The following is a 15,444-nucleotide window of genomic DNA, read 5'->3' as shown; positions in this document are numbered from 1 at the left end:
ATTGAGAAGAAAGGCCGTGAGCCGTTCGTCGTTGAAAATTTAAAGGAGCATGACTGGACAAAAAATATGTCTGTGACAGATGGTTTAGGTGGTGGGACATTACTCGGGGTACCTATTATATCAAGCGATGGTACGAGCTACGGCACACTTTGTGCGATGGATCCGAAGCCTAGAACATTCACACGTGAAGAGATCCAACTATTTGCGATAATGGGTAATTTATTTGGATACGTGATTGATGTAGATGAAGAAAAACAACGAACTCAACATGCCGCAGTGCCTTTAGTGGAGATTGACGAAAAAGTGTGGGTCTTACCTTTGACTGGATCGATTGATGAGGTGAGAGCACAGGTCATTTTAGATCATCTATTAGAGGTATGCGCGGGAGAATCAACGGAATATGTCGTACTAGATATTTCTGGTCTAGTCGATGGAGATAAAACGATGACTGTAAAGCTCCATCATATGATTAGTTGTTTACAGCTAATTGGGACGGAAGCCATTCTTACTGGGGTGAGACCAGATCAGGCGGTAGCTTTGCATAAACAAGCCTTTGCTACGCAGTCTATTACGATTTCTGCTACCTTAAAGGATGCGATGGAGCACATTGGCTATCGAATGGATCGGGATAAATAATAAAGGCCTTAGTTGCTGTGTTTAACTACGCAGGGCTAGGGCTTTTTTTTGTGTGAGAAAATAAGGGGGGGAAGAGAATCTTCGATTCTCCTGCGCTCCCGGCTGGCGCTTTCCTGAGGAGCTTGCTCAACTATGTCAGCCGTCCAAGGGCCGTCTGTCAGGATTTTCGCTGCGCGAAAGTGATCCTCTAGGAGACGCCAGCCTTCGCTTCAGAGAATCGAAGGTAACGGATCTTTTCTTGCATAAACACATATTACATACTATGCGAAAGAGAGTTGCCTAGCTTTAACAGTACCTCTTGCTCACGGTACATAAATCTCGTATATGGTGCATACATTTTCTATACGGTACATTTATTTCTATTACGGCACATGAAAATCCTAGTTGCCAAAGAGCAATCTGTCTAAAATCATCTCTTCAAACAAAATAAGAGCCTCCCAATAAAGGAAGGCTCTTTTCTTATGCACTTTTTAAATCAAACGCAGAGGTGGCAGACCCGGAGGACATTCGGAGACAATCCATAGGAATAGGCAGAGGCTGAGACCACGCAGAAAGGCGAACTTTGCCTGACGAGTAGGCTCAGACACTGACCCTATGGATGTCGTAGAGTGTCTGGAGGGCTGACAGCTCGAAGTGCAGATTTAAGCTAATGTGCACTTTAGCAAATAGCCCGAAGGGCTGCTCTTAACTAGTTAGCTCTTCATTAATCAGCCCAAAAGGCTTCTCTTAAAACGGGTACTCTCTTCTAACTCCCTGCACGGAAACCCATTTTTCTGTCGTGAATTTATCTAATGCCCATTCGCCACCAAAGCGACCAAGACCAGATGCCTTCTCGCCTCCAAATGCAGCATGAGACTCGTCGTTGACTGTTTGGTCATTAACGTGAATCATACCTGTCTCTACCTGCTTTGCAAGCTCTGTCGCGCGATGGATGTCCTTGGAATGAATGGCTCCGCTAAGTCCATATGGAGAGTCATTCGCAATATCGATCGCTTCCTCTTCCGTACTAAACGGAATGATCGGCGCGATTGGACCAAAGATCTCGTTTTTAGCTAATGGCATATCGTTGGTTACATCACGGACAACTGTCGGTAAAAAGACTAGTCCTTCTGCTTTACCTCCAGTTAATACCTTCGCTCCAGCCTTCACTGTCTCGTCCAAGTCCTTCTCCATACGTTCAATTTGATCCTTATTAATGATTGGACCAATAACAGTCTCTTTTTCAGTAGGATCGCCAGACTTCAGTCCTTCGACTCGTTCGACGAATTTATCAATGAAATCGTCGTAAATACGCTCATCTACTAAGAAACGATTCGTACTCATGCAAATTTGCCCTTGATGCAGGAACTTACCAAAAATCGCACTATCGACTGCTTGGTCTAAATCTGCATCTTCTAACACGATAAAGGCGTTGTTACCACCAAGCTCTAAAGCTGTCTCTTTAAGATGCTTCCCTGCAAGCTCGGCAATATGAGCGCCGACTTCCGTTGATCCTGTGAAGGAGATCACCTTCGGGATAGGGTGCTCAACAAATGCGTCGCCTATCTCTGAACCACGACCGGCAACCATATTAATTACGCCGTCTGGAGCTCCTGCTTCGGAGAAAATATCCGCTATTAACGATCCTGCCGTTACAATTGTTTCGGAAGCAGGCTTTAACACAACCGTATTACCGGTTGCAATCGCTGGAGCTACTGATCGCATGGAAAGGTGGAACGGGAAGTTCCAAGGTCCAATTACGCCAATGACCCCTTTTGCAGAGCGATACACACGGTTTTCCTTACCAGGAAAGTCAGACTCCATAATTTGTCCCTTTGTACGATATGGGAAGGAGCTTGACTCCTTAATAATATTTAAAGCAGCACCAAACTCAATCGTCGCTTTTGTGATAGAGCTTCCGGATTCCTTCACTAGCCAGTCGATGATCTCGTCCTTGCGCTTCTCCACAATTTTAGCAACTTCATTTAATAGCTCAGCGCGCTCGCTCGGAAGCGTCTGTCCCCACTCTTTTTGCGCACGTTTAGCGGCTTTGTAAGCTGCATCGACATCCTCATCAGACGCTGAATACATCGTGAACAAGTGCTCATTCGTATATGGATTATAGTTGCTAAGTTCCTTCTCGCTCTTGCCATCTACCCACTTACCGTCTATAAATTGCATTGCAAATGTTGACATGTGGTGCCTCCTCTAATTCTTTTAGTCATACTACGAGTGATACCCGTATTTACTAGACTAAAACAATATAGGACAGAAAATACGGTAGCTTCGCTCCACCTGACAAGCGTTTAAAGAGTTCCAATATTTTTTCTCCAAAAGTAGCTCAAGAAAAGGTATACTTGAAATAATAGAATATTACATATTTTCTGAAAGGAGGGGTGAGGTAGGGAAGATTATCATAAAAGACAGCGAAGGGGGAACGTACGATGGTAGATAATTCAACGCCAATTATCATTACGTTTATTGTGTATCTTGTCGGAATGCTCGCGCTCGGGGTGATTGCTTACCGACTTACGACGAATCTGTCTGATTATGTGTTAGGAGGCAGGCGGTTAGGGCCAGGAGTAGCGGCTTTATCAGCTGGTGCCTCAGATATGAGTAGCTGGCTCCTATTAGGACTGCCTGGAGCGCTTTATGCATCCGGGTTAGTAGAGGCATGGATCGCCATTGGACTTGCGGTCGGTGCGATTGTGAACTGGATGTTCGTTGCAGGAAGGCTGCGCTCCTACACGTATATAGCTGGAGATTCGATCACACTTCCGGACTTTTTTGAGAATCGATTCAAAGACACATCAAAATCACTACGAATCGTATCTGCACTACTTATCCTTATCTTTTTTACCTTCTACACGTCATCAGGGCTCGTTGGTGGCGCCGTTTTATTCGAAAGCTCGTTTGGACTCGATCAGCAAACAGCCCTGTGGGTTGGAGCGATCGTTATTATTTCCTATACGTTTTTAGGTGGATTTCTTGCCGTCAGCTGGACAGACTTTGTGCAAGGAATTCTGATGTTTTTAGCATTAATCATCATTCCGATAGTTGCGATCATTGAATTAGGTGGTCCAGGTGCTACGATTGATCAAATTAGCGCAATTGACCCGCAAAACCTAAGTCTTGGTGGCGTCGGTGCGATTGGTATCATTTCGTTGATCGGCTGGGGTCTCGGCTACTTCGGTCAGCCTCACATTATCGTCCGATTTATGGCGATCCGCTCAATGAAGGACCTGCCAAAGGCACAGGCAATCGGTATTGGCTGGGTGCTCCTTGCGATGACTGGAGCGGTACTTGTTGGTCTAACAGGTATTGCCTACTTCGCCGATCAGCCTTTAGAAAATTCAGAGACAGTCTTTTTAGCGTTTACTCAAGTGTTGTTCCATCCGATTGTAGCTGGTGTGTTACTGGCGGCTGTTTTAGCAGCGATCATGTCTACCATTGATTCACAGCTGCTCGTATCGTCATCCGCTCTCGCGGAGGACTTTTACAAAGGGATGATCCGTCCAAACGCTTCACAGAAAGAGCTTGTTTGGATCGGACGTGGCGGTGTTATTTTAATTGCGGGGATCGCACTACTCATGGCTCAAAATCCCGATAGTACCGTTCTTGAACTAGTAAGCTACGCGTGGGCTGGACTTGGTGCTACGTTTGGACCACTCGTATTGTTCTCGTTGTTCTGGAAACGCATGACGAGAAATGGGGCACTTGCCGGAATGTTATCCGGAGGTGGTTCCGTTATCCTTTGGATCTTTATCAAACAGGACACGGGCTTCTTCTCCCTCTATGAATTAGTAGTTGGATTCGTTGTCTCCTGTATCTTTATTGTATTATTTAGCTACATTGGTCCACCTCCAACTAAAGAGATGGAGGAAGAATTCGAAGCAGCGCGTGTGATGGATAGAGATCGTACGTGATAATGGAGGAAGGTCGGGGCTTAAGAGAGAGCCCCGGCCTTTTTTTGGGGTGGGTGATCGCAGGGTGCACCGTTAACTGCGCGGGATATTAACTGCGCAAGTTGACGCGTGGATCGCGCGAGTTGGAACGGTGATCGCGTGAAAGTAGAGAGGGAAACCGCGCGAAAAACAGCCTGAACTGCGTAACGCAGAAAAAACCGCGCAAGTTAAAGCGTGAATTGCGCGAGTTGAAGAGGTGATTGCGTGAAAGTAGAGGGAAACCGCGCGAAAAACAGGTCGAATTGCGTAACGCAGAAAAAACCGCGCAAGTTAACGCGTGAATTGCGCGAGTTGGAGGGTGAATCGCGTGAAAGTAGAGGGAAACCGCGCGAAAAACAGCCTGAACTGCGTAACGCAGAAAAAACTGCGCGAGTTAACGCGTGAATTGCGCGAGTTGGAGGGTGAATCGCGTGAAAGTAGAGGGAAACCGCGCGAAAAACAGCCTGAACTGCGTAACGCAGAAAAAACCGCGCAAGTTAACACGTGAACCGCGCAAGTTAGAACGGTGATCGCGCGAAAACAGAGGATAACCGCGCGAAAGTCAGCCCGAACCGCGCAAACACACCCATACACGCGACTCCACCGAAAAAACCGCCCCCCAATTTGTCCGATCTACCAAAACAAGCTACAATAAAGAACTATTACTAGCTCGCGAAGGAGGCACCATACCATCATGACAACGTACATAAATGAATTTTACGAAAAGCTACTAACTGACTATGATTACTCATTAGATCGGAACGGAGTGTCAGGCGAAAGACTAGCGCGACGTTTACAGGAGCTAGCTAAAATAGGACTTACACAGGATAACGGCTCGAATCGACTCGCATTTTCACCAGAAGAGAAGGCGGCGAAAGAGCTTGTAGCAACTTGGATGAAAGAGGCCGGGCTCGACGTGCGTACAGATGGCGCGGGGAATGTGATCGGTAGGCTAGAAGGGGCGTCCCCCAAAACCATTCTTTCGGGATCGCACGTGGATTCGGTACCAAACGGTGGTCATTTTGACGGACCACTTGGAGTGTTAGCGGCTTTAGAAGTCGCCGAGGCTATTCGTGCGTCTGGCAACACGCCTGCAAAGTCGTATGAAGTCGTGATTTTCTCAGATGAAGAAGGGGCTAGATTCCAAGGTGGCATGACGGGAAGCAAGGCATTTACGAGAGAACTCGAATTCTCCGAAGAGGTTGATAGACGTGATTCCACTGGTACGAGTTTTGACGATGTCCTCCGAGCGCAAGGTCTCTCGTTAACTAATGCAACAAGCATCAATAATGATTTGTCTCTTTATGATGCGTACGTGGAGATTCATATTGAGCAGGGGAAGCGGCTAGAGAAGGCTGGTCTGTCGGTTGGCGTGGTGACGGGGATTGCTGGTCCGACATGGCTACAAATTACCTTTACTGGCGAGGCAGGTCACGCAGGCAATACGCCGATGAATGATCGCCGAGATCCGCTCGTAGCAGCAGGGGCGTTTGTCTCCAAGCTCCCCAATATTCCTGGTCAGATCAGTGACTCGGCGGTGGCAACGGTCGGTCGTCTCGAGGTGCATCCGAACGGATCGAACGTCATTCCTGGCAGCGTCACCTGCACAGTCGACATGCGCGATATTACGGTAGAAAATAAAGTGGCACTAAAGCAAGCAATCGAAGAGCTTCTAGAGGAGACAGCAGCCACATACGGAATCGAAGTATCAAGCTTTGAAAGCACGTCGATTGCTCCACTGAAAGTAGCGGATGATTTGCAGCAGACTGTCGGAGCTGCTATCACTAGTGAGCTTGGCGTGGAACCTATGTACATTCCAAGTGGGGCAGGTCATGATGCGATGATTATAGGAAAGTATATGCCAATGGCGATGATTTTCGTACAAAGTAAAGACGGGGTTAGCCACAATCCGAAGGAATGGACCACGCTTACGGACTGTGTCTCCTCTGTGCATGTATTAAAACATGTCGTAGAATCGTTTGCGTCGAAGGAAACCTGATCATACGTTGCTCTCAAGCGCTCAAACACAGTAATCTAGGAGCATTTAACCTAATACGTAGAAACTGACGAAATAGTAAGAAAAAATTGATTACTTCGTTAGGTTTTGTTACGATATAACTTATCTGAGAGAATGATAGTCGTATGGCTGAAGTGGGACAGTTTACGTCTTCGCGGACATAAATTGTCCCACTTGCGCATTTCTCTCGACTTTTCTATCACAAGCAAGTAGGGTAAGGTTAGCCATACACAGATTTCATTAGGAGGTTACACGCATGGTACAAACAACTGATCCAAACGTCCAGCTTCGTAATGATGTCAAGAAGCTTGGGAACATTCTCGGTGAAGTGCTGAAAAAGCATGGTGGCGAGGAATTATTCCAATTAGTAGAGGACATCCGTGAGAAATCAAAGGGCCTACGTGAAGAGTTTGACGAGGCTACATATGACGAGTTGATGGGAGAAATCACGAAGCTTGAATCACCGCTTCGTCAAAACGTCATTCGAGCATTCTCTATCTATTTCCACTTAGTTAATATTGCTGAACAAAATCATCGAATCAGACGCTCGAAGGAGTATCGTCTCCATAAGGACGAGCTTGTGCAGTCGAATTCGATCGAGAGTGCCATTCATACATTAAAAGATGATAACCATTCGGAGGAGGTCATCCAACAGATCTTAGATGACCTCTCCATTGAGCTTATTATGACGGCTCACCCAACGGAGGCTACAAAGCGTACCGTGCTTGAGATTCAAAAGCGTATTTCGACTATTTTACAAAAACTCGATAATCCGTATCAGCCGCACAAAAAGCGCCGCAATCTTGAGGAGTCACTTGAGAATGAAGTAACAGCGCTTTGGCAAACAGATGAGCTTCGCCACCGTAAGCCTACAGTAATTGACGAGGTAAAGAACGGGCTTTATTACTTTGATCAAACGTTGTTTGACGTACTTCCAGCTGTGCACCAGGAGCTAGAAGATCAATTAAACGAGTACTTCCCCTCTAAAGAGTGGAAGGTACCGAACTTTTTACACTTTGGATCATGGATTGGCGGAGACCGTGATGGGAATCCGTTCGTCACACCAGATGTGACGTGGCAAACGTTAAAGCTACAGCGTGAGCTTGCTATTAAAAAGTATGACGAAGCCCTCGTTGAACTGATGAAGCGTTTTAGTCATTCAACAAGTCGTGTGGAAATTGATGCTGATTTCATTCAAAACGTAGAGGAAGAAGAAAAGCATTTTCTAACCAAAAAAGATATGTGGCCGTTGGAGCATGAGGTATATCGCCGTAAGTTTGCGGTCATCTTAAAGCGTCTGCGCCAAGTCGGGAAGGGCAGCAAGAGTGCCTACGACCACTCGGAGGAGCTCCTACAAGATCTCTTATTAATTAAAGAAAATGCGTACAAGCATCAGCTACCGGGTACGAATTTAAAGAAGCTGAATAAGCTGATTCGTCAAGTAGAACTATTCGGATTCCACCTAGCGACGTTAGACGTGCGTAACCACAGTGGGGAGCACGAAACAGCGATTGCCGAGCTTTTAAAAGTCGTGCAAATTGAGGATGACTATGCCTCGCTTTCAGAGAAGAAAAAGCAGAAGGTACTTGAAAAAGTATTAAAGGATCCTCGTCCACTTATGTTAATGAACGAAAAGTACTCCGATGAGACGACGGAAATCTTCGACGTATTTAAGCTAATCGAACAGGCGCACCGTGAATTCGGCAAGCGTTCGATTGAAGTATATTTAGTGAGTATGACGCAGTCATCTAGTGACCTACTAGAGGTGCTCGTACTAGCAAAAGAAGCGGGCATTTATCGCGTTCACGTTGATGGAACGGTAGAGAGTAACCTGCATGTTGCACCACTTTTAGAGACAATCGATGACCTTATTGCTGGTCCTGAAATCATGAAGACGCTGTTTGATATGGAGGTGTACCGCAACCATATTACGGTTCGCGGAGATCATCAGGAAATTATGCTAGGTTATTCCGATGGAAGTAAGGATGGCGGTACATTAACCGCTAACTGGAAGCTATTCAAAGCGCAGCAGGAGATCCACGATATTGCGCGAGATTACGATATCGGGCTCAAATTCTTCCACGGTCGCGGTGGCTCACTCGGACGAGGAGGCGGTCCGCTAAACCGTTCGATTGTATCTCAACCGGTGGAAACGCTGCGCGACGGGGTAAAGATTACCGAGCAGGGTGAGGTACTATCCTCTCGTTATTTACTCGGAGACATTGCTTTCCGTAACTTAGAGCAGGCAGCGTCTGCGCTTGTACAAGCAACGTCTAAATTGCACAGCTCCCAGCAAACAGATCTAAAGCCAGAGTGGGAAGAGGCAATGGAGGAGATTTCCGAGCACGCACTGAAGAAATATCAGAGTCTTGTGTTTGGCGACAAAGACTTCCTTACTTACTTCCGCCAAACAACACCGCTAAACGAGCTTCGTGAGCTTAACATCGGATCCCGTCCGATGGCACGCAAAAATAGCGATAAGTTTGAGAATCTGCGCGCGATCCCATGGGTATTTGCATGGACGCAGTGTCGTCAAATGCTCCCAGCTTGGTACGCGGCTGGTGCTGGACTTGCTGCCTTCGCGAATAAGGGTGAAAAGGAAGTAGAACTGCTTCAAGAAATGTACGAAAAATGGCCGTTCTTTGAATCGACGATTAACAATCTTCAAATGGCCCTCATGAAGGCCGATCTAAAAACGGCTCGTCATTACGTAGAGCTTGTGGAAGATGAGAAAATCGGGTCACGCATTTTTGGTGAAATTACGAATGAGTTTGATACAACACGTGAGATGATCTTAAAGATTGCAAAACAGCAGGAGCTTCTTGATCATGTACCTAACATTCAAGGCTCTGTTCATCTTCGTAACCCATACGTAGATCCAATGAACTTCTTACAGGTTGATTTAATTAAAAAGCTACGCGAAACAGCTGAAGAAGACCATTCAGAAGAAATTCTTACAGATGTCCTTCTAACAATCAGCGGCGTTGCAGCAGGGTTATTAAATACAGGTTGATTTAGAGGGAGAGCTCGCATCGAGGTGCGGGCTTTCCTATTTATTGTGGGAACGGATGTGGCAACTTAGGAGAGTTGTTTGTCACTCTGGAGGGAGTCCATAACTCGGGAATGGGGAACATAAAACTTAAATGGGGCACATAATTTTGAAATGCGGAACATAACTCAGAAGTAAAGAACATAACTTTACAGGAGGTCCATAACTCAGAAGTAAAGAACATAACTTTACAGGAGGTCCATAACTTCAGAATGCGGCACATAACTCCTCATTTAGGAACATAAACCTTACAGGAAGCACATAACTTCACGCAACAGACACCATTATCTCTAAACAGAACTGTTACCAAACCTAGTGCACCTCTCTCTACGAGACAATAATCGGCATGTCATTCACCTGACATTAATAAATCAACGCAACTTATACTATAAAAAAGCTAAAAAACTCACAAGAACGGCAAAAAATTGTTGATGATTGTTAGACCGTGTCGAGGATTGTTTGATATGATAGTAAAATAAAAAGAAAACTACCATATTTTCTATAAATGGGGGGAACGCCAGGTGGATTCATCTAGACAATCAAATTATATTTTACTAGGAGGCACAATCCTAGCCATCTTGACGATCTCATCATTATTACTATTATCTAATCAACTCTTCACAGGATCTAACTCCTCGAATGAGGAGCTTGTTAACGTGCACATTTTAACGACCGATAGCATAGCTGACTCTAGTTGGGGTAGCGAGGCGTATAGGAGCCAGCTACTTATAGAGGAGAAGTTTGATGTCGCAACGGAATTGCATAGTCATTTAACGACACCTGGGCAAATTGAGATGCAAATCAGAAGAGCGGGTAATGCCGAAGTAAACGTTGTTATTGGCCATGGTAGGGAATTCTCTGATATCTTTGCTGCCCATGCATTGGATTACCCTAAGACAACATTTGTCACGATTCATGGCGAACCAACTCACCCTAATCAAGCTTCATATACGTTTGATGTCACTAATCTGGAAAAATACATAGGTCTTGCAGGGCTTCAGAAATCCGAGTCGAATATAATAGGAGTGCTCTCTATGGTTGGGGATTGGGAGGGAGAGGATACGATGACGAATTTTGTACGTCAGTATGATTCTCGTGCCGAGATCATCCACGAAACAGTCCCATCTCGTGATGATAGTCAGGCAGCTCTTAGGCAGTTTAACAAACTTGTTCAAGACGGTGCTGATGTGATTTATACGCGAGGCAACCTATTTAACCGCTTTGTAATTGAAGAAGCAGCTGAGCAAGGCATTTATATTGTTGGCTTTATTGAAGATCAGTCGTTTTTACAAGAGGAGACCGTTCTTACAAGCTTACTTATTCATATTCCTGAGGTGTACGAAAAAATCATGCAGGATTATATGACTGGAGGCATGGAGTCAAAACAACATCTCCTTACAGAAGAAGATCTTGTATATAGCCTTGCGCCGCTCGGTCCAATGTTTACAGAAGAGGAAGTATTGTTTATAACAGAAGAGATGGAAAAAGACCCGATGATTCACGTAATATCCGGAGGAAACTAATGAAATCATTTGTACCGCGTTTAAGTCTTCGCTCAAAGCTACTTTTGTTTTTACTATCCATGACAGCCCTGTTTACATCGCTGTCGTTTTTTTTCTTACACACGATTTCTAACGTACAGTCAGCTAATGAAACACTTGTATTAGAAGAAGTTCCGGAGCTTATTTGGCTTTCTCACTGGGAAGCGGATATGCACCGTAAGCGTCAATTCGTTGAATTTGGCTTTGATAATGATTTTTGCTGTGATTTTACGAATCGCTACGAACAGATCAGGCAAGATTCGTTTGATTTGATAAGAGAGATAAACGGGACCCTTCCAGATCAGCTTCAGTCCTTAAGTACTCAAATTCGCTTAATGGACTTTCGGATTATTAATGATGTCCAGGCACTTTTGGACATTGGGAACATTGCTGCTGCAAGAGAGAATATCTTAACCACGTATTATCCCCAAAATGAGCAAATAACCGAGCTTATTCAATCGAAAAGAGAGCAGGTGATAGCATCTTTGGAAGCAGAGCAAAATACCTTTAGCTCAGCAATCGATGGTATGCTCGTATGGCTAATTGCGATCACGATTCTTGGTCTTGGTGGCTCCATTTGGCTTTCCTACTGGCTGAGTGCTAAACTAACAAGACCTCTCGAGAATATGCAGGAAAAGCTATATGATATCTCTCAAGGTGACTATGGACTGCAAATGAATGAAGGCATTAATCAGCCTGAGCTACAGTCGCTCACGGCTTCTATTAATCAAATGTCAGAGAGTTTAGAAGCATCCTTTACGACCATTACGGAGGAAAAAGAGTACCGTGAGAACGTATTAAACGCGTTGCCTATTGGCATAGTAACAGCTGATAAAGAGCGAAAAGAAGTGTTCATGAACGAGACTGCAAGACGGTATTTAGGAGAGGTGTTTCAAGAGGATCATCCTAATCAACATCGTTCGAGCTATGAACGTCGTTTTTGGAATGTATTTGAATCAGAAGGGACGTTCCATAACATAAAAATCCCGATAAAAATGAAAGAAACAGAGCAGATTTTCTTGACGTCTCAATCTCCGCTTCACGTTGAAGGAACGAAGGACGTTGGAAAAGTATTTTACTTTGTCGATATCACTGACACGGAGAATCTTGAAAACAAGGTTAAGCAGGCGGAGAAATTGGCTTTAATTGGAGAACTAGCTGCTGGTGCAGCGCATGAAATTCGCAACCCTCTAGCAGTAATCGACGGCTTTTTGACCTTAATGAATCAATCTTTAGAAGAGGAGCAACTCAATAAATATCACGTTCCCCTCCTTCTTAAAGAGCTTGAGCGTATAAACTTTATTATCGAAGAAATGCTCATGCTTGCGAAGCCAAGTGCACCACGTTTTCATAAAGTAAAGCTTGAGACGATGATGAATGATATTATCCCGTTACTTAAGGGACAGCCTAACTTTGCACAGATTAATATAGAGGTTGATTTGGAGCCAGTCGAGTTAGATATGGATGTAGAGCAGTTAAAGCAGGTATTCCATAACTTAATTCGTAATGGTGCTGAAGCGATGGATGGTAAAGGGACAATTTATATCAAATCAGCGCGTAAGAATAATACGTATTGCGTAGATATTATTGATAATGGACCTGGTATTCCAACGCATATCGCTCAGGACATATTTGCGCCATTCCTTACATCTAAATCTCGAGGGACTGGGCTTGGGTTAACGATTGCACAGCGAATTGTAGACACGCATAATGGCAGACTATTTTTAGAGGAAACGTCTTCTAATGGGACGACCTTCCGTATTGAGCTTCCGATAGACTAAAAGGAGGTAGCTTAAAATCATGCGCATGCAACCACTTGGAGATAGTGCCATACGAATAGAGGTTGGTCAAACGATCACAATGCAAACAAACAGACGCATTCAAGATATCTATCACCTTTTAAAGCAACGACGAGAGTTTGAAGAGATCGTACCGACTTATACGGCAGTCACTGTGTACTACAATCCGTTTAGTCAGACGTATGATGAGATAAAGCGAGTGATTGACATGACGCTTTCTACTTACAAACATGCGCGGCACATTCCTCATACGAGAGTGCATACAATTCCAGTGTGCTATGAGGAGACAGTAGCTCCAGACTTACTCGCGGTTTGTGAAACAAACAAGCTGACGGTAGAAGAACTTATTAATCTTCATACGAAGCCTGTTTATTTTGTTTACATGCTCGGCTTTTTGCCGGGCTTTGCTTATTTAGGTGGATTACATAAAAAGCTCCATACACCAAGACATAGTAAACCGAGATCATTCATTGAAGCGGGGTCTGTTGGGATAGCTGGTGGTCAGACAGGAATTTATCCAGTTACCTCACCAGGAGGCTGGAATATTATCGGACGCACTCCAACAAGCTTATTAAAATCGGACGAGCATCCGCCCGTATTACTGCGAGCATTTGACTGTATTAAATTTCGATCAATATCTTTAGCACAATTTGAACGGGAGGTGAACAGTCATGATTGACCTTAACTGTGATGTAGGAGAAGGATTTAACGATGAACATGTGTTTCCGTATATCACCTCTGCAAACATTGCGTGCGGAGCTCATGCAGGCAGCCCTGAATTGATGCTTCGAACGATTAAGCAAGCCAAAAAGCATGGTGTAGCAGTTGGTGCACACCCAGGTTTCCTAGACAAAGAGGGATTTGGGAGACGAGAAGTAGAAATTGAAGAAGAGCAGCTCGTGGCTATCCTGATGTATCAGCTAGGTGCCATGCGAACGTTATGTGAAGCTGAAGGAATAGAAATGAAGCATGTGAAGCCTCATGGAGCGCTTTATAATATGGCGGTTCGTCGAGAGGACTATGCCCGGGCAATCGTGCACGCTGTGAAGAATGTTGCTCCTCGCGCCACGTTAATCGGTCTCTCTACTAGTAGCATGCTCACACATGCTCGTAAAGAAGGGCTGAAAACGGCAAACGAATTTTTTGCTGATCGTATGCTAGAGGCAGATGGAACGTTGACTCCAAGAAGTGAGACCAAAGCCGTCATACAAGATGAGCACGTCGCAGTAGCTAGAACAATCCAAGCCATACAGGATGGCTATGTGCAAGCAAGAACTGGGGAGAGTGTATCTGTGCAAGTAAATACGATTTGTCTCCACGGTGATTCCCCTCGAGTCCAAACGTTTGCCGCGTCTCTTCGCGAAGCACTTAAAGCCGCAAATATTCCTGTTGGAGCAGCTAATTTATGAGAGAAAAAGCCGTATTTTATGTAGAAAAACCAGGGTTGTATTCGACTGTACAAGACTTAGGGCGAAGTGGTCACCAAGAGTATGGGATCGTTGTAGGTGGTGCGATGGATACGTGGGCCCACAAGCTTGCAAATAAGCTAGTTGGTAACAAGTCGTCGGCTGCTACTATAGAAATGACGCTACTTGGTCCAACGCTTCGTGCATTAGAGGATGTTACAATTGCAATTGGTGGTGCAGACTTAGGAGCTACAATTGATGGAAACCCACTTATGCCATTTAAAAGCACGCATATTAAAAAGGGTTCACTTCTCGCCTTTGGTGAAGTGAAGTCTGGCGTTCGCGCCTATTTAGCGGTAGCTGGAGGGATAGCATCTGAAAAAACGCTAAATAGCAGATCCACATATGCTTCTTTAAACGCTGGATATGAGTTAGCTCGTGGTCAAGAGCTTCACAGTTACTTATCCAAAAACACGGTTAGATCTGGTAGAAGACCTGTAGCATCTCTACTAGACGTTTATCAAGATAAATCTTTTCGCGTAATCACAGGTCCGGACGAACATGCATTTGTCGATGAACAAGTGAAGCGATTCTTTTTGCAAACCTATACGATTACGACCGAGTCTGATCGAATGGGATATCGTTTAACGAGCGAGCGCCCAATTAAACCACTCATTGCGGATATTATTTCCGACGCAACGACAATGGGGACGATTCAAATCCCTGGGGAAGGGTACCCGATGATTCTTTTGGCGGATCGCCAAACGACTGGCGGTTATCCCAGGATAGGTACGATTGCTCGTGTTGATTTGCCAAGGCTTGCTCAAAGAAAGCCCGGAGATAAAATTAATTTCGAACAAATATCCGTCCAAGATGCACAGCGAGAGCTTCGAAAGATGGAATCTATATGGAAGAGATTCTCTATTTTTGCTGACTCATAAGAAGACGAATTATACAGACTTAAGTCTTATTTTTTTGAGATTATTACATGAAATGAGTATTTAGACGTGCTTTTAATAAACGTATTATAAGATAACGGTTTCATTTAGCAGTTCATGTACTTATTATTACTA

At 44.7% G+C, this 15,444-nt stretch carries 11 protein-coding genes; 10 read left to right on the top strand and 1 reads right to left on the bottom strand.

The features are described 5' to 3' along the window. A complete protein-coding gene (locus tag FLK61_RS16270) occupies nt 1-636 on the top strand; it encodes a GAF domain-containing protein (protein WP_283811909.1) in 636 nt (211 codons plus the stop codon). Between the two features lie 726 nt (nt 637-1,362). Here FLK61_RS16270 and FLK61_RS16265 read toward each other — a convergent pair. Then, a complete protein-coding gene (locus FLK61_RS16265) occupies nt 1,363-2,811 on the bottom strand; it encodes an aldehyde dehydrogenase family protein (RefSeq protein ID WP_176010414.1) in 1,449 nt (482 codons plus the stop codon). Nucleotides 2,812-3,059: 248 nt separating this feature from the next. Here FLK61_RS16265 and putP point away from each other — a divergent pair, with 248 nt between their 5' ends. The 9 genes from putP (at nt 3,060) to FLK61_RS16220 (ending at nt 15,312) form a co-directional block, all read left to right on the top strand. Next, nucleotides 3,060-4,541: a sodium/proline symporter PutP gene (gene putP, locus FLK61_RS16260; RefSeq protein WP_176010413.1), complete on the top strand. Its 1,482-nt coding sequence runs from the start codon at nt 3,060-3,062 to the stop codon at nt 4,539-4,541. A gap of 346 nt (nt 4,542-4,887) precedes the next feature. After that, entirely contained in the window at nt 4,888-5,067 is a 180-nt protein-coding gene (locus FLK61_RS16255) for a hypothetical protein (protein ID WP_176010412.1), read from the top strand. A 186-nt stretch (nt 5,068-5,253) separates the two neighbouring features. Beyond that, the gene (locus tag FLK61_RS16250) at nt 5,254-6,558 is read left to right on the top strand and encodes a Zn-dependent hydrolase (RefSeq protein ID WP_176010411.1); all 1,305 of its coding nucleotides are present in this window, start codon (nt 5,254-5,256) and stop codon (nt 6,556-6,558) included. Nucleotides 6,559-6,832: 274 nt separating this feature from the next. Continuing rightward, nucleotides 6,833-9,589: a phosphoenolpyruvate carboxylase gene (ppc, locus tag FLK61_RS16245; protein ID WP_176010410.1), complete on the top strand. Its 2,757-nt coding sequence runs from the start codon at nt 6,833-6,835 to the stop codon at nt 9,587-9,589. Between the two features lie 557 nt (nt 9,590-10,146). Further along, on the top strand, nt 10,147-11,148 hold the full coding sequence (locus FLK61_RS16240) for a BMP family ABC transporter substrate-binding protein (RefSeq protein WP_176010409.1): 1,002 nt from the start codon (nt 10,147-10,149) through the stop codon (nt 11,146-11,148). Beyond that, nucleotides 11,148-12,947: a sensor histidine kinase gene (locus tag FLK61_RS16235; RefSeq protein WP_176010408.1), complete on the top strand. Its 1,800-nt coding sequence runs from the start codon at nt 11,148-11,150 to the stop codon at nt 12,945-12,947. The genes FLK61_RS16240 and FLK61_RS16235 overlap by 1 nt, the downstream gene beginning before the upstream one ends. A 19-nt stretch (nt 12,948-12,966) precedes the next feature. Next, the gene (gene pxpB / locus FLK61_RS16230) at nt 12,967-13,644 is read left to right on the top strand and encodes a 5-oxoprolinase subunit PxpB (RefSeq protein ID WP_176010407.1); all 678 of its coding nucleotides are present in this window, start codon (nt 12,967-12,969) and stop codon (nt 13,642-13,644) included. Continuing rightward, nucleotides 13,637-14,374, top strand: coding sequence for a LamB/YcsF family protein (locus FLK61_RS16225; protein WP_176010406.1), 738 nt, complete (start codon nt 13,637-13,639; stop codon nt 14,372-14,374). Before pxpB ends, FLK61_RS16225 begins: the two co-directional genes overlap by 8 nt. Next, nucleotides 14,371-15,312, top strand: a complete 942-nt coding sequence (locus tag FLK61_RS16220; RefSeq protein WP_176010405.1) for a 5-oxoprolinase subunit C family protein — start codon at nt 14,371-14,373, stop codon at nt 15,310-15,312. Before FLK61_RS16225 ends, FLK61_RS16220 begins: the two co-directional genes overlap by 4 nt. The last annotated feature ends 132 nt before the right edge of the window (nt 15,313-15,444 follow it).

Origin of the sequence: Paenalkalicoccus suaedae (genome assembly GCF_006965545.2) — a bacterium.
Classification (GTDB): domain Bacteria; phylum Bacillota; class Bacilli; order Bacillales; family Salisediminibacteriaceae; genus Paenalkalicoccus; species Paenalkalicoccus suaedae.
This window is presented reverse-complemented; position numbering and strand designations above follow the sequence as displayed.

Bases quoted from the DNA above. Each gene is read 5' to 3' on its own strand.
- ppc (WP_176010410.1), top strand. From the start codon at position 6,833: ATGGTACAAACAACTGATCCAAACGTCCAGCTTCGTAATGATGTCAAG.
- FLK61_RS16265 (WP_176010414.1), bottom strand. From the start codon at position 2,811: ATGTCAACATTTGCAATGCAATTTATAGACGGTAAGTGGGTAGATGGC.
- FLK61_RS16235 (WP_176010408.1), top strand. From the start codon at position 11,148: ATGAAATCATTTGTACCGCGTTTAAGTCTTCGCTCAAAGCTACTTTTG.
- pxpB (WP_176010407.1), top strand. From the start codon at position 12,967: ATGCGCATGCAACCACTTGGAGATAGTGCCATACGAATAGAGGTTGGT.
- FLK61_RS16250 (WP_176010411.1), top strand. From the start codon at position 5,254: ATGACAACGTACATAAATGAATTTTACGAAAAGCTACTAACTGACTAT.
- putP (WP_176010413.1), top strand. From the start codon at position 3,060: ATGGTAGATAATTCAACGCCAATTATCATTACGTTTATTGTGTATCTT.
- FLK61_RS16220 (WP_176010405.1), top strand. From the start codon at position 14,371: ATGAGAGAAAAAGCCGTATTTTATGTAGAAAAACCAGGGTTGTATTCG.
- FLK61_RS16225 (WP_176010406.1), top strand. From the start codon at position 13,637: ATGATTGACCTTAACTGTGATGTAGGAGAAGGATTTAACGATGAACAT.